Here is a 20,705-nt window from a genome sequence, read left to right on the forward strand (position 1 = left end):
CCGCCCTCCTTCCTACGTCTCCGGCGGTTCCCGACCGCACCCAGCGCGGGGCCCCGCCCGCCGGGTGGCGACGCGGGGCCCGGGTGCTTCGGTTACTGCACGAGGGATTTAGCTGGTGACGCCCTTGAGTTCGTCGCCGAGCGCGGCGGCTTCCTCCGGGGTCAGTTCTACGACGAGCCGACCTCCGCCCTCGAGCGGGACGCGCATGACAATGCCCCGTCCTTCTTTGGTTGCTTCGAGGGGACCGTCCCCGGTCCGGGGCTTCATGGCCGCCATTCCTGCTCCCTCCAGATCTGTACCTCGTCGCCCGGACTTTTGCCGGGCGCACGCATCCATTCTTCCCTATCGCAACAAATGCCGGAAAGCTGAGTCACGTTTCGCGCCCTCCGATGCACGCCCGAGGGCGCACCCTCAGCGCCGCGGAACCCAGCAGTCCGCGATGTGATCGTCCACCATTCCGGTCGCCTGCATCAGAGCATATGCCGTGGTAGGGCCCACGAAACGGAATCCGCGGCGTTTCAGCTCGCGGGCCAGCGCGGTGGACTCCGCAGTGACCGCGGGAACCTCGTCCACCGTCGTCACCCGGTTCGGGCGTGGCGGCGGCGCGAACGACCACAGCAGCGAGTCGAGATCGGTGTCGGTCAGCGCGAGCACCGCCCGGGCGTTGCCGATCGCCGCATCGATCTTGGCCCGGTTACGGACGATGCCTGCGTCGCCGAGCAGCCGCTCGACGTCCGACGGTCCGAACGCCGCGACCGCTTCGACGTCGAACCCGGCGAATGCGGTGCGGAACGCCTCCCGCTTGCGCAGAACGGTGATCCACGACAGGCCCGACTGGAACGCCTCGAGGCAGATCCGTTCGAACAGCGCGTCCCGGCCGTGCAGCGGTGTGCCCCACTCCTGGTCGTGATAGTCGCGGTACAGCGTGGACCCGGGCGCGTCGACCGCCCACGGACACCGGACCCGATCGTCACTCACCGCGCGTCCCGCCCTCGTGGGTGGCGGCCGCGGCCCGGGCATCGGCGAGTTGGGCACGCAGCGAGTCGATCTCGGCCCCGAGCCGGTCCAGCGCCCAGTCCACCTCGCTGGCCTTGTATCCGCGCAGCACCTGCTGGAACCGCAAGTCCTGCACGTCGGTTCCGGTCACGTCCCGCACCGGCAGCGCGGTGACGGTGGTCGCGGGAGGCAGCGGCGCCATCTCCTCACCGCGGCCGAACACAGCGGACGCCACCAGGAACAGCACCCCACCGACCAGGGCCATGACGAGCAGGTAGAGCAGGACCGTGAACATGCCCCGATACTGTCACGACTCACCGACAGCACGGCTCACGACGGCCGGGCGTCGTTACGGCCGCAGGGTGTTCATCGGGGGCCGGTCGACGAGGGAGACGTCGGTGGTCACCGGCAGGAACGAGTCGCCGTCGGCGAGGAACTGCGTCAGACCGGCCGCGGAGTCCTCCACTCCGCACCGGCGCAGCATGGTCCCGATGATCTGCCTGCTCATCACGCCGAGCTCGACCAGCGGCCGGTTGCGGTGCTTGCGCACACCCAGGTTGACCTGGCCGATCGCGCTGAGTCCGAGCCGGTCGTAGGTGTCGAGCAGCAGCCCGATCTCGACACCGTAGCCCGGCGCGAACGGGACCGCGGACAGCAGTTCCCGGGTGCCGGCGTACTCGCCGCCGAGGGGCTGCAGCACCGAGGTCAGCTCGGGCCGGAGCGCCGCCAGCAGTGGCCGCGCGACCAGTTCGGTGACCCGGCCGCCGCCGCTCGCGTCCTCGGTCCCACCGACCCGCAGCGGCCGCCGGTAGTAGCCCTTGACCAGGTGGATGCCGTCGACCGTGAGCAGCGGCCCGAGCAGCTTCGGAACGAAGGCCGGGTCGGGATTGATCAGGTCGGAGTCGACGAACGCGATCACGTCACCGGTGGACGCGGCCAGCGAACGCCACAGCACCTCGCCCTTTCCCGGAACGGGAGGCAGTTCGGGGACGGCCTGCTCGCGGCTGACCACGGTGGCGCCTGCGGCCGCGGCGCGGTCCGCGGTCTCGTCGGTCGACCCGGAATCCAGCACGATCAGCTCGTCGACCAGACCGCCGAGCAGAGGATGGATCGTGTCCACCACCGCCGCGACGGTCTTCTCCTCGTTCAACGCGGGCAATACCACCGAGACGGTGCGCCCGGCCTTCGCCGCTTCCAGTTCGGCGACGGTCCAGTCGGGGTGGTCCCAGCTGTTCGCCTCCGACCACACCCGCACGGCCGCGTCGGACCGGGATCGCGCCGCCGGCGCAGGGGCGCTCATGCCAGCCCCCGCACCGTGCGCACCGGGGCCCTGGTGCCGACGATCGCGGCGATCATGTCCACGACCCGGCGAGTGGAAGCGACCTCGTGCACTCGGAAGACCCGCGCGCCCCGCGCGGCGGCCCATGCTGTCGCTGCCAAGGTGCCCTCCAACCGTTCGGCGAGTTCCACTCCCAAAGTCTCCCCGACAAAGTCCTTGTTGCTCAGCGCCATCAGCACTGGCCACCCGGTTTTAACGAGATCGTCCATTCGTCGCAACAACTCGAGCCCGTGGAAGGTGTTCTTGCCGAAATCGTGGGTCGGATCGATCAGGATCGAGTCCCTCGGCACCCCCAACGCAAGGGCTCGTTCCGCGGCGGGCACCACCTCGTCGAGGACGTCGGTGACGACGTCGGCGTAGTGGACCCGGTGCGGCCGGGTCCGCGGCACCGCACCGCCGGTGTGCGAGCAGACGTAGCCCGCCCGGAGCTCCGCGGCCACCGCCACCAGGTCCGGGTCGGCGCCCGCCCAGGTGTCGTTGATCAGGTCGGCGCCGCCCGCGCACGCCAGCCTCGCGACCTCGGCGCGCCAGGTGTCCACCGAGATGATCAGGTCCGGGTACCGGCCCCGGATCGCTTCGACGAACGGCACCACGCGGCGGATCTCCTCCGCGGCGTCGACCTCGTCGCCCGGCCCGGCCTTGACTCCACCGATGTCGACGAGGTCGGCACCCTCGTCGACGGCACGCTGTACCGCCGCCATCGCCGCCTCGTCGCTGAAGGTGGCGCCGCGGTCGTAGAACGAGTCCGGGGTCCGGTTGACGATCGCCATCACCAGGGCCCGATCGGTCGCCACGGGTCGGCCACAGAGGGTCGGCGAGGGCGACGGCGAATCGCGCCGCTGCGCGGGCTCCGCTCGGGTGATGTCGGTCATGGCTTCATAGTGGCATGCACGCGTCGAGCGCCCGATCGACGTCCTCGGTCACCAGCAGGGCGTCGAGGGCACGCTGCTGGACGAAGCCCCCTGCGCGCAGCCCGTCGAGCCACGTCAGCAGCCCGGTGTAGTGCCCGACCGGATCGAGCAGCACCATCGGTTTGTCGTGCATGCCGAGGTACCCGGCGGTCCACGTCTCGAACAGTTCCTCGAGGGTCCCGATCCCGCCGGGCAGCGCGATGAACGCGTCGGCCCGGTCCTCCATGACCTGCTTGCGCTGACGCATTGTGTCGGTGACGATCAGCTCGTCGGCGTCGACGTCGGCAACCTCCCTGTGCACCAGCGCCTTCGGGATCACCCCGATCGTCTTGGCCCCGTGCCTGCGGGCCGACTCGGCGACCGCGCCCATCATCGACACGTTGCCGCCGCCGGACACCAGATGCATACCCCGGCGCCCGATCTCCGCACCGAGACGGGACGCGAGCGCGAGAAACGACACGTCGACGGGACCGGACGCGCAGTACACGCAGACCGCGATCGGGCGGGCGGTCACCACTCGTCGACCTCCTCGCGCGGTTCGACCACGACCTCCCCGAGCTGGGACTCCATCACGATGCGGACGGCTTCCTCGACGCTGTCGGTGACGTGGATGAGCTTGACGTCGGCAGCCGCGATCTTGCCCTCGGCCACCAGGGTGGTGCGAATCCAGTCGACGAGCCCACCCCAGAAGGCGGTTCCCATCAGCACGATCGGGAACCGGGTGATCTTGTTGGTCTGCACGAGCGTGAGTGCCTCGAACAGTTCGTCGAGGGTGCCGAAGCCGCCGGGCAGGCAGATGAACGCCTGCGAATACTTGACGAACATCGTCTTGCGGGCGAAGAAGTAGCGGAAGTTGATGCCGAGGTCCACCCAGTCGTTCAGGGACTGCTCGAACGGCAGCTCGATACCGAGGCCGATGGAATACCCGCCCACCTCGCACGCGCCGCGGTTGGCGGACTCCATCACGCCGGGGCCGCCACCGGTGATCACCGCGTAGCCGGCCTCGGCCAGCGCGGCACCGAGCGCCCGGCCGAGTTCGTAGTCGGTGTGCTCCTCCGCGGTGCGAGCCGAACCGAACACGGCGACCGCGCGCGGCACCTCCGCCAGGGCGTCGAACCCCTCGACGAACTCGCTCTGGATGCGCAGCGCCCGCCACGGATCGGTGTGCACCCAGTCCACCGGCCCGCGCCGGTCGAGAAGACGCTGATCTGCGGTGCTTGGACCCGTCTTGCGGTCGCGGCGCAGCTGCACCGGTCCGCGCTGCTGGGCCGATGCGCTGGCCCGCTTTCCGGTGCTGCGCTTCGCGGGTCGTCCTGGGGTCTTGTCCGGTGCCATGCGGCCCAGGCTATCGCTGCCCGACGGGCCGCTCGCCCGGGCCGGTGGAGACGGGTGCTCGGGGTCAGTAGCCGGCACGTCCTCCGCTGGCGTCGTACACCGCCCCTGTGGAGAAGCTGACGGCGTCCGAGCACAACCAGCCGACGAGTTCGGCGATCTCCTCCGGGCGTCCCATCCGCCCCATCGGAGTCAGCGACTGGGAGCGAGCGAGGATCGCGGGGTCGGTATCGGCGTTCATCGGGCTCTGCACTGCGGCCGGGGCGACGACGTTGGCCAGCACACCCGTGGTGGCGAGTTCCTTGCCGAGCGACTTGGTCAACGCGATCACGGCCGCCTTCGACGCCGAGTACGCACTCTGGGTCGGGTTGCCGTCCTTGGCGGCGATGCTCGACAGGTTCACGATCCGACCCCAGCCGGCGGCCACCATCCCGGGCACGAAGGTGCGGCACATCAGGAATGTGCCGTCGACGTTGATCGCGAAGGTGCGCCGCCACTGCTCGAGGTCGACCTCGACGAGCGGGGCGGACGGCCCCACCACTCCGGCACTGTTGACGAGGATGTCGACCCGCCCGAGGTCGGCGCGGACCCGCTCGACCGCCGCCGGGTCGGTGACGTCCAGGTGGATGTCGGCGCCGCCGGCGACATCCGCGGTGACCACTCGCACCCCGGCCTCGGCGAGCAGCGTCGCGCAGGCCGCCCCGATCCCGCTCGCGCCACCGGTGACCAGCGCGGTCACACCCTCGGGATACGTCGCTGCCATGTTCGCTCCTGCCCATTGTGTGCGGAAGTCGCACCATTTATATTGATATTGCACATAATCGGACTTTAACTGTGTGCACTTACTGCATATATAGCTTGGCGCACACACGTCAAGCCACACCGAACAACGAAAAGAGAAAGCAGCCATGGAGATCCGCTGGGTCCACGCCTTCGTCGCGGTGGCCGAGGAGCTGCACTTCGGTCGTGCCGCCGCCCGGCTCCAGATGGCCCAGTCGCCACTGAGCCAGACGATCCGCAAACTCGAGAAGGACCTCGACGTCCCACTGTTCGAGCGCAGCACCCGCAACGTCGCGCTCACCGCGGCCGGTCACGCGTTCCTGCCGCACGCCTACCAGCTCCTCGAGAATGTCGACACCGCACGACAGGCCGCTCGGGCATCGACCGGGGGCGTGTACGGGCACGTCCGAATCGGCTTCACCGGCGTCCTCAACCACCGGGCACTGCCACCACTGACCCGCGCCCTGCGGCAGCGCTACCCGAACATCGAGCTGTCCCTGGTGGGCCGGATCATGACCCGCGACGCGGTCGTCCAGCTCGAGAGCGGCGCCCTCGACCTCGCCTTCGTCGGCCTACCCGTACAGTCCGCCGCGGTGCACACCCGACTGATCCGTCGCGAACCGTTCGGCGTTGTCCTCCCAGCGGACCACCGACTGGCCGGCGCATCCGAGATCGAGCTGCACGACCTGGCCGACGAAGGCTTCGTCACGACGCCACTGTCCGCCGGATCGAGCCTGCAGGAGACCGCGATGCGGGCCTGCCTCGACGCCGGGTTCCGCCCGCGCATCGTGCAGGAGATCACCGATCCGTTCATGATCCTCATGCTCGTGGCCTCCGGGGTGGGCATCGCACTGATGACCTCCGGGCTCAACGAAATCCTTCCCCCGGGAACAGTTTTCGTGCCACTGAGCGGGGAACCCTTCTACATGAACCACGGCATCGCCTGGTCCACGAAGGGCATGTCCGACGCACTGCGCGTGACTCTCGAGACCTCGCTGGAGATCCTACCGACCCCGGTTTGAAGATTGAGATGTGATCGATCTTTATTTCAGACTTATTCGGTGTTGGACTCGCCATAGTAGGGCGTGACAGGCTCTCCCCCTGCCGGCAGTTGTGAGACGGATCACGATCGAGTGACGTGGCGCGATTCGCGCCTGCACCGCCGGTTTCCTGGGGACGAAAGGACCACCCATGCCACGCACGTCTGAGCCCACCGGCGGACGCTCGAATCCGAATGCCCGCCGCGCCGCGATCTCGGGCTTTCTCGGCAGCACGCTCGAGTACTACGACTTCTTCATCTACGGATCCGCTGCCGCTCTCGTGTTCGGCAAGATCTTCTTCCCCGGCGACGGCGCGACCGCGACCCTCCTGTCGATCGGAACCCTCGGCGTCGCCTACATCGCCCGCCCGCTCGGCGCGGTGATGTGGGGTCACCTCGGCGACCGGTTCGGACGCAAGAACGCACTGCTCGCGTGCCTTCTGATGATGGGCGTCTCGACGTTCGTCATCGGCTGCCTGCCGACCTACCAGACGATCGGCATCGCCGCGCCCATCATCCTGGTGCTGCTGCGGCTGCTCCAGGGCCTGTCCGCCGGCGGGGAGTCGCCGGGGTCGTCCTCGCTCACCCTCGAGCACGCCCCCGCCGACCGCCGCTCGTTCTTCACCTCATTCACCATGAGCGGCATCATGTTCGGCATCGTGATCTCGAGCCTGGTGTTCATTCCGGTCGCCTCGCTTCCGGACGAGGACCTCTACTCGTGGGGCTGGCGGGTCCCGTTCTGGGCCAGCATCGTCGTCACCGTCGTCGCGTTGTGGCTACGTCGTCAGCTCGAAGAGCCCGAGGTCTTCGAGGAGATCAAGGAGAACGACGACGTCGTCGCCATTCCCGTCGTCGAGATCTTCCGATCGCACGGGATGACCGTCCTGCGGGTCGCCGTGAGCTCGACGTTCGCCATGATCAACACGATCGTCAACGTGTTCGCACTCGCCTACGCGGTCAACGTCGCCGGCATGGAGCGACAGACGATGCTCTGGGCAATCGCGACAGCGAACTTCGTCTCCGTCCTGTCCCAGCCGTTGTTCGGCATGCTCGCCGACCGGATCGGCCGCAAGCCGTTGTTCGTGTTCGGCGCCATCGGCTCCGGCGCCATGGTGTTCGTGTTCTTCCACGCCATCGGCACCGCCAGCGTCCCGCTGGTGTTCGCATCCGGCATCGTGCTGATCGGCTTCTTCTATTCGATGCCGAACGGTATCTACCCCGCCTACTTCCCGGAGCAGTTCCCCGCCAAGGTGCGCTACACCGGCATGGCGGTCAGCCTCATGATCGGTCTTCTCGCGGCCGGTTTCACACCGGCGATCGCGCAGGCGATCTCCTCGGGCGACACCAGCAACTGGACCCCGGTGGCATGGATGTGCCTCGGCTTCGCGGTCGTTGCCGCGGCCGCGGCGATGTGCGGTCCCGAGACGCACCGCACCCCCACCGAACTGCTCGGCGAGCCGGCGGGACGCGAGGCACAGAAGCGCGCGACCGCCGATTCCCGCGAGCTCGTCGGGAGCGACGTCTGATGACAGTCAACGGCCGCACCCACCGGATCGGACTCGTCGGAGCAGGTATCGCGACGTCCCTGTCGCCGCGCCTGCACACACGGGAGGCGTCCGAACTCGGTCTCGCCGACTACCGGTACGAGCTGATCGACCTCGACGACCACACTGTTCCCGTCGGGGAGACGGGCGCGCTCCTGCACCGGCTCGCCGCAGAGGGCTGGACGGGGTTCAACGTCACCCACCCGTGCAAGCAGGAGGTGATCGGCGCACTCGACGACCTCTCCGACAACGCCGGACTGCTCGGCGCCGTGAACACGGTCGTCGTCTCCGGAGGCCGGCTGATCGGCCACAACACCGACCACAGTGGGTTCCTCGCGGGACTTCGCAGGGGACTGGCGGGCGCGGACCTGGGCACGGTACAGCTGGTCGGCGCCGGTGGCGCCGGGTCGGCCGTCGCCTACGCGCTCGCGTCGGCGGGGGTGTCGGAACTACGGATCGCCGACGCGGATCCGGCTCGCGCGGCGGACGTCTGCAACCGGGTGTCGAGTTCGTTCCCCGGCACCGTCGCGGTCACGGTCTCGCTCGACGAGATCGCTGCGGGCCTCGACCGGTGCACCGGTCTGGTCAACGCGACCCCGATCGGGATGGTAGGCCACCCGGGCACCCCGGTGGATCCCGCCGCGCTGCACGCCGGATTGTGGGTCGCGGATGTGGTGTACCGGCCGATCAGGACCGAGCTGCTGGCCGCCGCGGAGCGGGCCGGATGCGCAGTCCTCGACGGCGGGCAGATGCTCGTCGCGCAGGCGGCGGACACGTTCGACCTGCTCACCGGGCAGTCGGCCGACCGGACGCGCATGCGCGCCCACCTGGCGGACCTGCTCACCGACCAGCAGGTGGCGGCCGGCCTCTGACCGCCGGCTCGGCGGCAGGATCGACGCACGCATTAACCAAGACTGAAATACGCATAATCTTGCGTTGATTCTGTCGCCAAGCCCATGCAAAGTGGATCGTGTGGCCCCCGTCGCTCCAGTCGACGGACGTGACGCGACCACAGCCTCTTCTTGATTTCGTGATTGTCAGGAGTGACGACGATGACCTCCACACCGCCCTTCGCGGAGCCACTCGACCTGGGTGGTTTGCGGATGCGCAACCGCTTCGTGTCGGCGCCGATGGAACGCAACTACTGCGAGTTCGACGGCACCATGACGGACCGGTACATCGACTACCTCGCGCGCCGCGCCGCCGGTGGCGCGGCCCTCGTCTTCACCGAGGCGAGCTACGTCCGCGCGGACGGCAAGGGCCGTATCCGGCAGATGGGCGTCGACGTCGACGAACGCATCCCCGGGATCGCACGGATGGCACAGGCGGTGCACGCCCACGGCGCCCTGGTCGGCGTCGAGCTCAACCACGGCGGCCGCACCGCACAGGGCGCGGTCAGCGGATTCGTGCCGGTCGCCCCGACTCCGATCCCGTGTCACGTCGTCGGCGGCGAGATGCCCGAACAGCTCGAGCCCGACGACATCGAGCACATCATCGAGTGCTTCGGCGAGGCCGCGGCCCGCTGCAGGCAGGCGGGCGTCGACGTGATCTCGCTGCACGGCGGCCACGGCTACCTGATTCACCAGTTCCTCTCCCCCGCCTACAACAAGCGTGAGGACGAGTGGGCCGACCCGACCCTGTTCGTGAACCGGGTGATCGCCTCGGTGAAAGAACATGCGCCGGACATCGTTCTGGGACTGCGGTTCTCGGCATTCGAGGCCGTCGAGGGGGGCCTCGATCAGGAGACCACCCGGGCGCGCATCGACGCGATCCACACCGACCGGCTCGACTTCCTCGACGTCTCGGCGGGCAACTACGAATCCGGGCAGTGGATCATCCAACCAGGTGAATGGGAGCGCGGCCTGCTGGCGCCCTACTCGGAGCCGTACAAGCGGGACCTCGACCTGCCGATCGGCGTCGCCGGACGGATCAGCTCGCCGGACGTCGCGGCCCGGATCATCGCGTCGGGGCAGGCGGACTTCGTGTCCATGGCGCGAACGCTGCACGCGGACCCTGACTTCCCGAACCGCGCGATCGACGGCGGCCGATACCGTCCCTGCATCGCCTGCAACTACTGCATCGACAGCCTCGCGGGAGGCGAGATCCCGTGCTCGGTCAACCCTTGGGTCGGACGCGAGACGCAGCAGCCGACCGCCCCGGCCGAGGTGCCGGTCCGCGTCGCGGTCGTCGGCGGCGGCCCGTCCGGGATGGCTACTGCGCGCGAGCTCTCCGCGGTCGGGCACCGGGTCGATCTGTACGACGAAAGAGAAAGCCTCGGTGGTGATTTCGCGCAGGCATCGAGACTGCACGAGTACCCCGAGTACGGCCGGATCGTCGACTGGTACCTCGACGAGCTCACCGACCTGGGCGTGACCACGCACACCGGAATCCGCGTCCAGGCCGCAACCTTGGCCGACAGCGACTTCGACGCGATCGTGCTGGCGACCGGCGGCCGCGGCCCCGCCCTCGACGCCCCGGGGTCCGACAGCCGCCGGATCCGTGACGTCCGCGAGTTCCTGCGGTCGGGTGACCCTGCGCCGGAGGCGATCACGTTCTTCGGCGCGGACCGCGAGGCCGCTGCAGTCGCCGACGACCTGCTGCAGCTCGGCACGAAGGTCGTCATGGTCGGCCCGCAGGAAACCATCGCTCACGACGTCGGCCGCCGCGGCAAGATCGTGCTGCTGCCCCGGCTCGCGGCCAGCGAGAACCTGACCACCCACCTGTCGTCGATCGTCAAGCAGATCACGGCGGACACCCTGGTGATCTCCACCAACGGCGTCGAACGGGAGGTGCCCGCGCCGGGCGAACTGCTCGTCTCACAGGGCGTCGAGCCGCGTGTGGACCTGCTCGCCGACCTGCGTTCGCTCGCACCGCGACTCGGCGTCCACACCGTCGGTGACGCCAGCGGCGACGGCGGCTCCATCCACGCGGCGGTCGTCACCGCGGCCGCCGCCGCGAAGGCGATCACCGCCGCAGCGGCGGCATCCCGAGAGGAAGCCCACGCATGATCCGCGAGTCCGGGATGCGGCAGGCCATGCCCCCGATCGGTCTCGGCACCTGGCCGCTCACCGGCGCCGACGCCACCCGGTCGGTGCTCAGCGGCATCGAGGCCGGCTACCGGCTGATCGACACCGCATCGATCTACGGAAACGAGGACGCCGTCGGCGTCGCGCTCGCCGAGTCCGGCCTGCCGCGCGACGATCTGTTCGTCACCACGAAGATCCGGGGCAACGACCAGGTGTCGGGCGACGTCCGCGGCGCGCTGGAGCGGAGCCTGGAGAACCTGAAACTCGACCGGCTCGACCTGTACCTGATCCACTGGCCGCTACCGCGGATCGACCGCTACTCCGCGACCTTCGAGGCGATGCTGGCGTGCCGGGACGCGGGCCTGGTCCGGTACCTCGGCGTCTCCAACTTCCTCGGCCACCACCTCGAACGAGTGGTCGCCGACACCGGGGAAGCACCGGCCGTCAACCAGATCCAGATGGACCCGTCGCTCGCCCGGATCCCGGTCCGGAAAGCGAACGAGGCGCTCGGGGTGTTCACCCAGTCGTGGAGTCCACTCGGTCGCGGCGACGTGCTCGGTTCCCCCGTCGTGGTCGACATCGCGGAACGCATCGGCGCAACGCCGGCCCAGGTGGTGCTCGCCTGGCACCTCGCACAGGGTGTGGTTCCGGTTGTCCGGTCCGCGAATCCCGCTCGGCAGGCCGAGAACCTGGCGGCGCATCGCGCCACTCTCAGCGCCTCCGATCTGGCCGCGCTGAACGGGCTGGACCGCGGAGAGTCCGCGGTCCGGGACGTCGAGACGGAGGAGCACTTCTGATGGGCGTCACCACACTTCGGGTCGGCATCGTCGGCTGCGGCAAGATCGCAGGCAACCACGCACGCGCCCTGGAGCAGGTACCCGGCGTCGACGTGGTCGGCTGCTCGGACCTCGACCTCGACCGGGCCCGCGCCTTCGCCGCCGAGTACGGAATCGCGAACGCGGTACGCACCGTCGACGACCTGATCGCACTCGGACTCGACGCCTGCACCGTCTGCACACCGCATCCGGTGCACGAGGAGGTCGTGCTTGCCGTGGCCGCGGCCCGCGTACATGTGCTGTGCGAGAAGCCGATCGCGGTGGACGTCGCGGCGGCCGACCGAATGATCGAGGCCGCCGACCGTGCCGGCATCACGTTCGGGGTGCTGTTCCAGCGCCGATTCTGGCCGGCCGCCCGCCGGATCAAGGCGGCGATCGATGACGGCAGCCTCGGCACACCGACCCTCGGCGAGGTGTCGGTGATCCTGCACCGCTCGTCGGAGTACTACTCGGCCGACGCGTGGCGCGGTCGCTGGGACACCGACGGCGGCGGCGTGCTGATGACCCAGGCCGTGCACCAGATCGACATGCTGCAGTGGTTCCTCGGCGAGGCCACCCAGGTCAGCGGGTTCATCCGCACCCACACCCACAGCGAGCACATCGAAACCGAGGACAGCGCCTCGGCAGTCGTGGCGTTCGCCTCCGGCGCGACCGCCACGATCACCGCCACCACCGGCGCGAACCACAACCTCGGCAACCGTGTCACCGTCGTAGGCGCCTCCGGAGCGATCGCCAGCGTCCTCGAGTTTCCGGAGGGCCGCGAGGGTGTCAACGAGATCTGGACCGCCCCCGGCGAACTCGCCCTCGGCTCGCCGTACTCCCCCGACATCCACGCGAACCTCGACGTCGCGGACGTCAACACGGGCCTGACCGACTTCCACACACTCCAGGTGCAGGACTTCGCCGATGCCGTCCTCGCCGGACGCGAACCCGCTGTCACAGGACGCGACGCCCGCGCATCCCTCGCGATCGTCGCGGGCATCTACGAGTCCTCCCGCACCGGACGAGTCGTGGACCTTCAGGCGGCATCCATACCAGTCACAACGAAAGTGAACCGATGAACCCCGACGCACCCACCACCCCCACCTACGACGTCGTCGTCGTAGGTTCCGGCGCGGGCGGCCTGTCCACCGCGATCGCGGCAGCCCACGGCGGCGCCTCGGTCCTGGTGGTCGAGAAAGCCGACGTGTGCGGCGGCGCGACCGCGTGGTCCGGTGGCTGGATGTGGACTCCGCGCAACATGTTCGCCCATGCCGACGGAGTCCACGAGGACCGCTCCCTGCCCCGCACCTACCTCGAGAACCGACTCGGCGACAACTTCGACCCCGCGAAGGTCGACGCCCTGCTCGACGGCGCACCGGAGATGGTGGAGTTCTTCGAGAAGAAGACCGCGCTGCAGTTCACACCGGGCGTGAAGATCGCCGACATCCACGGCGACACTCCCGGCGCAGGCACCGGGCACCGCTCGGTCGGCCCGAAACCGGCGAGCCTGCGCAAGTTGGGCCCGGACGTGGCGAAGCTGCTGCGCCGCCAGTTGTACGAGACCTCGTTCCTCGGCATGGGCATCATGGCCGGACCGGACCTGCAGGCGTTCCTGCACTCCACCCGGTCTGCGAAGGCCTTCGTGCACTGCGGTGTCCGCGTGACCCGGCACATGATCGACCTGGCCACCAAGCGGCGCGGACAGCAGCTCGTCAACGGCACCGCCCTGGTCGGTCGGCTGCTGCGCTCGGCCCTCGACGCGGGTGTCGAGATCAGGGTGAACACCGCAGCCACAGCATTGACCACCGACGTCTCCGGTGCAGTGACCGGGATCCGGCTCGACGGCCCGGACGGCGCCTACGCCGTCTCGGCCCACCGGGGTGTGGTGCTCGCGACCGGTGGCTTCACGCACGACATCGATCGGGTTCGTGAGCTGTTCCCGCGCACCCCCACCGGCCGCGAGCACTGGACACTCACCCCGTCCACCACCACCGGCGACGGCATCTCCCTCGGCGAGTCGGTCGGTGGGCGCCTCGACGACGGCGTCGCCTCCCCGGTCGCCTACTGTCCAGTGTCGATCGTGAAGTACCGCAACGGAAAGCAGGGCGTCTTTCCGCACATCCTCGACCGCGGCAAGCCGGGCGCGATCGGTGTTCTCGCGGACGGTCGCCGCTTCGTCAACGAGGCTCTCGGCTACCACGACTACACGCTCGCGATGATCCAGGGGGTGCCGGAGGGCCAGGAGGTGTGCTCCTGGCTGATCGCCGACTCCCGGTACATGCGCTATCTCCCGCTCGGCTTCGCCAAGCCGCTCCCGATCCCGCTGTTCCCGTACGTGCAGTCCGGCTATCTCACCCGCGGCGAGTCGCTCCGCGAGCTGGCGGAGAAGATCGGCGTCGACGCGGACGGACTGGAGAAGACCGTGACCGCGTTCAATGAGGGCGCCCGCCTTGGCGTCGACCCCGAGTTCGAGCGCGGCACAACACCGTTCACGAAGGGGTCAGGCGACTACGACAACCCGTGGCCGAACCCGTCGCTCGCGCCGCTGGAGAAGGGACCGTATTACGCGGTCAAGGTGCTGCCCGGCAGCTTCGGGACCTTCGCCGGACTCGTCACCGACGCGCGGTCCCGCGTCCTCGACCGGGCCAACCAGCCGATCAGCGGCCTGTACGCGGTCGGTGTCGACCAGTCGTCGGTGATGGGCGGTCACTACCCGTCCGGCGGCATCAACCTCGGCCCCGCGATGACCTTCGGCTTTCTCACCGGCCGGGCGCTCGCCACCACCACAGGAGACAACAAGTGACCGCCAAGCTGGGTCTGGCCGCCCTGACCGTCCTCGACACGGCACCACTCGAGCAGGTGGACCTCGCCGAGCGGCACGGCTTCGACACCATCGGCATCCGGCTGCTGCCGGCCGCACCCGGCACCACGGCGTACCCACTGCACGAGGACCCGGCCGCGCTCGACGCCCTGCTCCGCCGACTGGCCGACTCACCGGTCGACGTGTTCGATCTCGAAATCATCCGGATCGGTGCGGATTTCGACCCCGCGCACCACGTCCCCCTGCTGGAGGCCGGCGCGCGACTCGGCGCGAAGGCCGTCCTGGTCGGCGGCGACGACCCCGACCGCGCACGGCTGACCGACTCGTACGCCCTGCTCGCCGAGCTGTGCGGGCGGTACGGGATCGTCGCGAGCCTCGAGTTCATGCCGTGGACGGCGGTGCCGAACGCCAGGGCGGCCGTGGAGATCGTCTCGCAGGCCGACGGACCGGGACGCAGCGTGCTCGTCGACGCGCTGCACGTCGCCCGGTCGGCAACCACCCTCGACGATTTGGCAGCCATTCCGCGCGAGTGGCTGCACTACGCGCAGATGTGCGACGGCTCCGTGCCGTCGCCCACCGACGACGCGGAACTGATCCGGCACGCCCGCGAGGAACGCCTCGTCCCCGGCACCGGTGGCATCGCGCTCGCGGACATCTGGGCGACGCTGCCTGCCGATCTGCCGATCAGCATCGAGTTGCCGAACGAGCCGCTGCGCCGCGCGGCGGGCACCGGCCCCTGGTTGGACCGTCTCGTCGCCGCGACCCGCGAGGTGCTAGTTGCTCAGGTAACCCCGTAGTACCGCGGTCACGTCGGTGATCTGCTTCACCGGCACCCGCTCGTCCCGCTTGTGCGCGAGGTTCGGGTCGCCGGGGCCGTAGTTCACCGCCGGGATGCCGAGCGCCGCGAAGCGGGACACGTCGGTCCAGCCGTACTTGGCCCGGAACCGGCCCCCCGCCGCGGTGATCAGCTCGGCAGCGGCAGGCGCCGACAGTCCCGGCAGCGCCCCCGCCGAACTGTCCGTCACCTCGAACCCGAGCCCCAACCCGTCGACCACCTCTCGCACGTGGTCGACGGCCTGCGCGACGCTGCGGTCGGGCGCGAAGCGGAAGTTCACGTCCATCTCGGCGGCATCGGGCACCACGTTGCCTGCCACTCCACCGGCGATGCGGACAGCGGACAGTCCCTCGCGGTAGACGCAGCCGTCGATGTCCACCGACCGCGGCTGGTAGTCGGACAGCCGCTGCAGCAGCGGGGCGAACTTGTGGATCGCGTTGTCGCCCAGCCACGATCGGGCCGAATGTGCGCGCACCCCGGAGGTGGTCAGCCGCACCCGCAGCGTGCCCTGGCAGCCGGCCTCGATGAAGCCGCCGGACGGCTCACCGAGCACCGCCACGTCGGCCTGCAGCCAGTCCGGCAGCTCCCGTTCGATCCGGCCGAGGCCGTTGTACGTGGCGGCGATCTCCTCGCAGTCGTAGAAGACCAGGGTCAGGTCGTGCGCGAGGTCCTCGATGGTCGCGGCCAGGTGCAGGAAGACCGCGTCCCCCGACTTCATGTCGACGGTGCCGCACCCGTGCAGCACGTCGCCCTCCGCGGAGTCCCGCTCCCGACGGCTCGGCACGTTGTCGGCGATCGGGACGGTGTCGAGATGCCCGGCGAGCATCACCCGGCTCGGCAACCCGAGGTTGGTGCGGGCCAGGACCGCATTGCCGCTGCGTGTCACCTCGAAGCCGATGGTCTGCTCCCGCAGCGCCAACTCGACGGCGTCCGCGATCAGTGCCTCGTCCTTCGACACGCTCGGAATGTCCACGAGCGCGGCGGTCAGATCGATCGGGTCGGCGTGCAGGTCCAGATACGGCAGCGCAGTCACCCGCCCAGCCTAGGCGGCCGCGCCGCCCGTGAGTCCTTTCGGCCCGCCGGTGGACCAAAAGGACTCACGACGCGAAGCGCCTACACCGCATAGATCGCGCCGTCGAAGCCTGCGCGGAACAGCCGCCCGGCCGAGAAGCCGGCGTCGCCGTTGCCGTAGGTCACGACGCTGGACAGCGGCAGCCCGGAGGCGAGGACGCAGAACCGGTCGGGACCGTCGACGCGCAGGATCTGACCGGAGACGTCGGTCGGGACGACCGGGCGGCCCTGCGGGTCGAGCACCAGTCCGTCCGGTGCGGCGAAGGCGTCCCCGCCCGTGAACGTGACCACCGACTCCGGGGCGGCGGGGTTCGCGGTCGGGATCCGGCTCACCCCCGGATTGCTGAAGGTCCGCGACACGTACAGGTACCGGTCGTCGGCGCTGAGCGCGGCGCCGTTGGCGCTGGGCAGCACCGCCCAGTCCGGTTGCACCACCCCGTTCGGCAGCACTCGGCCGACCAGTGAGCCGAAGTCGTTGGTGGCGTAGACCGTCCCGTCCCGGGCGACGGCCATCCCGTTCGCGGCGCTGAGTCCGGACGCGAACGGACGCATCGCGCCGGTGTTCACGTCGACGGCCACGATGCCCGCCGAGCGGGTGGCGTCCCCGGTCAGCACCCGCGCGTCGGCGCCGTATCCGACGAGCAGGGAGCCGTCCCGCGCCCAGGCCAGCGCCCCCGCGCCGCCGCTGGGGACGGTCGCGATCGGCACCGCGGGGGCGCCGGGCGCGTCGAGACGGAACACCCGACCCGAGACCAGGTCGGTGACGTACAGGCGACCTGCTCCGTCGACGGCCGCCCCCTCGAGGACCGCGCCCGGCACACTGCCGACGAGCACCGGCGACCGGCTGTCCGGGCAGGCGGGAGCGGCTGACACTGCCGGCGCCGAGACGGTTCCCGCGACCGCGGCCAGCGCTGCAGCGGCGACGACGAGTCGGATCCTGGTTCCTCGCATGGCCACGCCTTCCCTCGGTCGGGTCCTTTACAGCGTTACACGAGGTAGGCGGCTGTGCTGGTTCAGCTGCCCGGCCGGTAACCTGGGTGCCCGTGAGCATTCAGGGAGCTACCGCAGTCGGTATCGCAAACGTGACCACGGGCGGGGTCGTCCTCGACACCTGGTACCCGGAGCCCGCGCTCGGCGAGGCCGCCGAGACCGGCACCATCGTCCTCGACGGGGCCGACGTCCCGGCCGAGTTGGCCGCGCTGACCGGCGAGGACGCCGATCGCGGCGTCAAGCAGGTCGCCGTCCGCACCTCGATCGCCGATCTGTCCGCCGCCCCTGTCGACGCACACGACGCCTACCTGCGCCTGCAGCTGATTTCGCACCGACTCGTGCAACCGCACGGCCTGAACCTCGACGGCGTGTTCGGCCTGCTCGCCAACGTCGTGTGGACCAACTACGGTCCGTGCGCCGTCGACGGCTTCGAACTGGTCCGCGCCAAGCTGCGCGCCCGCGGCGCGGTCACCGTGTACGGCGTCGACAAGTTCCCGCGCATGGTCGACTACGTCGTCCCGTCCGGCGTTCGCATCGCGGACGCGGACCGGGTCCGCCTCGGCGCCCACCTGGCGTCCGGCACCACCGTGATGCACGAGGGCTTCGTGAACTTCAACGCCGGCACCCTCGGCAACTCGATGGTCGAGGGCCGCATCTCCGGCGGCGTGGTCGTGGACGACGGCTCGGACGTCGGTGGCGGCGCCTCGATCATGGGCACCCTGTCCGGTGGCGGCAAGGAGGTCATCTCCGTCGGCAAGCGCTGCCTGCTCGGCGCGAACTCCGGCCTGGGCATCTCGCTCGGCGACGACTGCGTCGTCGAAGCAGGCCTCTACGTCACGGCCGGTACCAAGGTCACCGGCCCGGACGGCACCGTCGTCAAGGCCAAGGACCTCAGCGGTCGATCCAACCTGCTGTTCCGCCGCAACTCGGTCACCGGTGGTGTCGAGGTGGTCGCGAAGTCGGGCAGCGGCATCGAACTGAACGCGGCACTGCACGCGAACGACTGACACCCGTAGGCCTCAAACCCGTACGTCCGACATCCGTACGACCTAGACCCGAACGACTGGATTCATGAAGTACTCCGAGGAACAGCCCACTCCGACCACAACCGGATTGGGGGACACCTCCCACCTCGGCCACGGCCTGAAGGTCCGTCATCTGACGATGATGGGCCTCGGGTCCGCGATCGGAGCGGGGCTGTTTCTCGGCACCGGCGTCGGCATCGCCAAGGCCGGGCCGGCGGTCCTGATCTCGTACGTCATCGCGGGCATCATCGTCATCGCGGTGATGCGGATGCTCGGTGAGATGGGTGCCGCGATCCCGGCATCGGGCTCGTTCAGCCACTACGCCCGGATCGGCATCGGCGAGTGGGCCGGCTTCACCCTCGGGTGGCTGTACTGGTTCATGCTGATCATGGTGCTCGGCGCCGAGATCACCGGCGCCTCCGCGATCGTCAACAGCTGGCTACCCGGCATCCCGCAATGGGTGGTGGCGCTGGTGTTCGTGACCTTCTTCGCGGTGGTGAACCTGTCGAAGGTCCGCAACTTCGGCGAGTTCGAGTTCTGGTTCGCCGCACTGAAGGTCACCGTGATCGTCGCGTTCCTGGTGATCGGCGTGCTGCTGGTGTTCGGGCTGCTGCCCGACACCGACCCGGTCGGCACCACGAACCTGTTCCACGAGGGCGGCTTCATGCCGAACGGTTTCGCCGGCGTCGCCGCGGGACTGCTGGTGGTTGCGTTCGCGTTCGGCGGCATCGAGATCGTCACCATCGCCGCCGCCGAGTCGACGAACCCGGAACGATCCATCGCGTCCGCGGTGCGCAGCGTGGTGTGGCGGATCAGCGTCTTCTACCTCGGCTCGATCGCGATCATGGTGCTGGTGCTGCCGTGGAACTCGGAGCAACTGGAGAGCGGCCCGTTCGTGGCGGTGCTCGACCAGGCGCACATCCCGTATGTCGCGGGGTTCATGGAACTCGTCGTCGTGGTGGCGCTGCTGTCGGCGTTCAACGCCAACGTCTACGGCACCTCCCGGATGGCGTTCGCCCTCTCCCGCGACGGTGACGGCCCGGCCGCGCTGTCGAAACTGTCCCCCACCGGAGTGCCGACGAACGCGGTCCTGGTGTCGGTGTTCTTCGGGTTCGTGTCGGTTCTGCTGAACTGGCTGCTGCCCGACTCGCTGCTCGAGATCCTGCTCAACGCCGTCGGCTCCGCGCTGCTGGTGGTGTGGATCTTCATCGTCGTCGCGCAACTGCGGCTGCGTCGCCGCCTGGAGGCCGAGGGCAGGCTGACCGTCAAGATGTGGGGCTTCCCCTACCTGAGCTGGCTCACCCTCGCCGCCCTCGGCGGGCTGATCGTGCTGATGCTCACCGACGCCGACGCCCGCAAGCAGCTCATCTCCACTGCGATCCTGACCCTGGTCATCGCCGGGCTGTCGGTGCTCAACGCACGGCGGCGCAGAGGGCAGGCGCCGACCCCGGCCTGACGGGAACGCCGTCCGTAGGCGTCAGGCGGCCGACCCGGCGACGGCGGCGACGTCGGGAAGCGGCCGCCGACAGATGCGGTGGGCTTCCTCCGCGGGCAGCCCGAACGCGCACAGGACGTCCTCGGTCATCTGGTCTGTCGCTTCGGCGTCGTCGCGGTCGGGCTGATCGTGCAGGAGCTGCCCGAGACCGATCGCCGCGCCCGCCGCGAGGGCCAGGGCAACTTGCGGGTCGCGGACCGTGAAACGCCCTGCGGCGGTTGCCGCCTCGATGTCGCGCAGGGCGCGCGGCGCCAGACCGTGGTCGGACGTGATCAGCGCCGACCCGTTGGCCAGTAGGACCCGGCAGAGTTCGGGCTGGATCCGGTGCAGTCGCCCGGTCAGCCGGAATGCCTGCGCGAACACCTCGGCCGGGTCCTCGATGTCCCCGGTCAGCCGGTCGAGCAGGTCGCCGTGCGCTTCGAACGCGTCGTCGACGGCCGCCTGGAAGAGCTGCTCCTTACTCTCGAAGTGGTTGTAGAACGATCCCATCCCCACGTCGGCGGCCTGGGTGATCTCGAGCACGGGGACGTTCGGCGTGCCCTCGGCAATGAAGGTTTGAGCGGCCCGGATCAGCGCGGCGCGGGTGCGCGCCTTGCGCCGCTCGAGACGGCTCGTCTTCTCGTCGCTGCCGTCGGCCATGACGCGTCTCCATCTGCTGTGGCGGAACCCAGCCCAACCTAGCA

At 69.5% G+C, this 20,705-nt stretch carries 21 protein-coding genes; 10 read left to right on the forward strand and 11 right to left on the reverse strand.

Annotation, left to right across the window (positions count from 1 at the left end; genetic code table 11):
• Positions 1-108: 108 nt before the first annotated feature.
• The 8 genes from ACWEPG_RS23370 to ACWEPG_RS23405 form a co-directional block, all read right to left on the reverse strand.
• Complete coding sequence (locus ACWEPG_RS23370) at positions 109-276, reverse strand: DUF3117 domain-containing protein (protein ID WP_003931055.1); 168 nt, start codon at positions 274-276, stop codon at positions 109-111.
• A 135-nt stretch (positions 277-411) separates the two neighbouring features.
• A complete protein-coding gene (locus ACWEPG_RS23375) occupies positions 412-978 on the reverse strand; it encodes a DNA-3-methyladenine glycosylase I (RefSeq protein WP_450132615.1) in 567 nt (188 codons plus the stop codon).
• On the reverse strand, positions 971-1,291 hold the full coding sequence (locus ACWEPG_RS23380) for a DivIVA domain-containing protein (RefSeq protein WP_450113005.1): 321 nt from the start codon (positions 1,289-1,291) through the stop codon (positions 971-973). Before ACWEPG_RS23380 ends, ACWEPG_RS23375 begins: the two co-directional genes overlap by 8 nt.
• A gap of 54 nt (positions 1,292-1,345) precedes the next feature.
• Positions 1,346-2,296, reverse strand: a complete 951-nt coding sequence (locus tag ACWEPG_RS23385; protein WP_450113004.1) for a glucosyl-3-phosphoglycerate synthase — start codon at positions 2,294-2,296, stop codon at positions 1,346-1,348.
• Positions 2,293-3,207 carry a dihydropteroate synthase gene (gene folP / locus ACWEPG_RS23390; RefSeq protein ID WP_450113003.1) on the reverse strand — a complete coding sequence of 305 codons (915 nt, stop codon included), beginning with the start codon at positions 3,205-3,207 and terminating at the stop codon, positions 2,293-2,295. The genes ACWEPG_RS23385 and folP overlap by 4 nt, the downstream gene beginning before the upstream one ends.
• A 4-nt stretch (positions 3,208-3,211) precedes the next feature.
• A complete protein-coding gene (locus ACWEPG_RS23395; protein WP_450113002.1) occupies positions 3,212-3,760 on the reverse strand; it encodes an LOG family protein in 549 nt (182 codons plus the stop codon).
• Positions 3,757-4,581, reverse strand: a complete 825-nt coding sequence (locus ACWEPG_RS23400) for an LOG family protein (protein WP_450113001.1) — start codon at positions 4,579-4,581, stop codon at positions 3,757-3,759. Before ACWEPG_RS23400 ends, ACWEPG_RS23395 begins: the two co-directional genes overlap by 4 nt.
• Before the next feature lie 64 nt (positions 4,582-4,645).
• Positions 4,646-5,341 (reverse strand): SDR family NAD(P)-dependent oxidoreductase, encoded by a 696-nt coding sequence (locus tag ACWEPG_RS23405; protein WP_450113000.1) that lies wholly within the window; start codon positions 5,339-5,341, stop codon positions 4,646-4,648.
• 145 nt (positions 5,342-5,486) lie between these two features.
• Between ACWEPG_RS23405 and ACWEPG_RS23410 the strand changes: the two genes are divergently transcribed.
• The 8 genes from ACWEPG_RS23410 to ACWEPG_RS23445 all read left to right on the forward strand — a co-directional run bounded on the left by ACWEPG_RS23410 (position 5,487) and on the right by ACWEPG_RS23445 (position 15,403).
• Positions 5,487-6,380: a LysR family transcriptional regulator gene (locus ACWEPG_RS23410; RefSeq protein ID WP_452595447.1), complete on the forward strand. Its 894-nt coding sequence runs from the start codon at positions 5,487-5,489 to the stop codon at positions 6,378-6,380.
• A gap of 169 nt (positions 6,381-6,549) precedes the next feature.
• Positions 6,550-7,923 (forward strand): MFS transporter, encoded by a 1,374-nt coding sequence (locus tag ACWEPG_RS23415; protein WP_450112998.1) that lies wholly within the window; start codon positions 6,550-6,552, stop codon positions 7,921-7,923.
• Positions 7,923-8,813, forward strand: a complete 891-nt coding sequence (locus tag ACWEPG_RS23420) for a shikimate dehydrogenase (RefSeq protein ID WP_452595448.1) — start codon at positions 7,923-7,925, stop codon at positions 8,811-8,813. The genes ACWEPG_RS23415 and ACWEPG_RS23420 overlap by 1 nt, the downstream gene beginning before the upstream one ends.
• 180 nt (positions 8,814-8,993) lie before the next feature.
• Positions 8,994-10,949 (forward strand): oxidoreductase, encoded by a 1,956-nt coding sequence (locus tag ACWEPG_RS23425; RefSeq protein WP_450112996.1) that lies wholly within the window; start codon positions 8,994-8,996, stop codon positions 10,947-10,949.
• The gene (locus ACWEPG_RS23430) at positions 10,946-11,764 is read left to right on the forward strand and encodes an aldo/keto reductase (RefSeq protein ID WP_450112995.1); all 819 of its coding nucleotides are present in this window, start codon (positions 10,946-10,948) and stop codon (positions 11,762-11,764) included. Before ACWEPG_RS23425 ends, ACWEPG_RS23430 begins: the two co-directional genes overlap by 4 nt.
• Positions 11,764-12,864 carry a Gfo/Idh/MocA family protein gene (locus ACWEPG_RS23435; RefSeq protein ID WP_450112994.1) on the forward strand — a complete coding sequence of 367 codons (1,101 nt, stop codon included), beginning with the start codon at positions 11,764-11,766 and terminating at the stop codon, positions 12,862-12,864. The genes ACWEPG_RS23430 and ACWEPG_RS23435 overlap by 1 nt, the downstream gene beginning before the upstream one ends.
• A complete protein-coding gene (locus ACWEPG_RS23440) occupies positions 12,861-14,588 on the forward strand; it encodes an FAD-dependent oxidoreductase (RefSeq protein ID WP_450112993.1) in 1,728 nt (575 codons plus the stop codon). Before ACWEPG_RS23435 ends, ACWEPG_RS23440 begins: the two co-directional genes overlap by 4 nt.
• Entirely contained in the window at positions 14,585-15,403 is an 819-nt protein-coding gene (locus ACWEPG_RS23445; protein WP_450112992.1) for a sugar phosphate isomerase/epimerase family protein, read from the forward strand. The genes ACWEPG_RS23440 and ACWEPG_RS23445 overlap by 4 nt, the downstream gene beginning before the upstream one ends.
• Here the strand turns inward: ACWEPG_RS23445 and dapE are convergent.
• Both dapE and ACWEPG_RS23455 read right to left on the reverse strand, forming a co-directional pair.
• On the reverse strand, positions 15,380-16,465 hold the full coding sequence (gene dapE / locus ACWEPG_RS23450; RefSeq protein WP_450113043.1) for a succinyl-diaminopimelate desuccinylase: 1,086 nt from the start codon (positions 16,463-16,465) through the stop codon (positions 15,380-15,382). The two genes, ACWEPG_RS23445 and dapE, sit on opposite strands and share 24 nt — an antisense overlap.
• Before the next feature lie 89 nt (positions 16,466-16,554).
• Positions 16,555-17,463 carry an SMP-30/gluconolactonase/LRE family protein gene (locus ACWEPG_RS23455; RefSeq protein ID WP_450112991.1) on the reverse strand — a complete coding sequence of 303 codons (909 nt, stop codon included), beginning with the start codon at positions 17,461-17,463 and terminating at the stop codon, positions 16,555-16,557.
• A 92-nt stretch (positions 17,464-17,555) separates the two neighbouring features.
• On the opposite strand from ACWEPG_RS23455, the gene dapD reads away from it, so the two are divergent.
• Both dapD and ACWEPG_RS23465 read left to right on the forward strand, forming a co-directional pair.
• Positions 17,556-18,509 (forward strand): 2,3,4,5-tetrahydropyridine-2,6-dicarboxylate N-succinyltransferase, encoded by a 954-nt coding sequence (gene dapD / locus ACWEPG_RS23460; protein ID WP_450132627.1) that lies wholly within the window; start codon positions 17,556-17,558, stop codon positions 18,507-18,509.
• Between the two features lie 64 nt (positions 18,510-18,573).
• A complete protein-coding gene (locus tag ACWEPG_RS23465) occupies positions 18,574-19,983 on the forward strand; it encodes an amino acid permease (RefSeq protein WP_450132628.1) in 1,410 nt (469 codons plus the stop codon).
• 21 nt (positions 19,984-20,004) lie between these two features.
• Here the strand turns inward: ACWEPG_RS23465 and ACWEPG_RS23470 are convergent, their stop codons facing one another.
• Complete coding sequence (locus tag ACWEPG_RS23470) at positions 20,005-20,661, reverse strand: TetR/AcrR family transcriptional regulator (protein ID WP_450112988.1); 657 nt, start codon at positions 20,659-20,661, stop codon at positions 20,005-20,007.
• Between the last annotated feature and the right edge of the window lie 44 nt (positions 20,662-20,705).

It is taken from the genome of Rhodococcus sp. NPDC004095 (assembly GCF_053604015.1).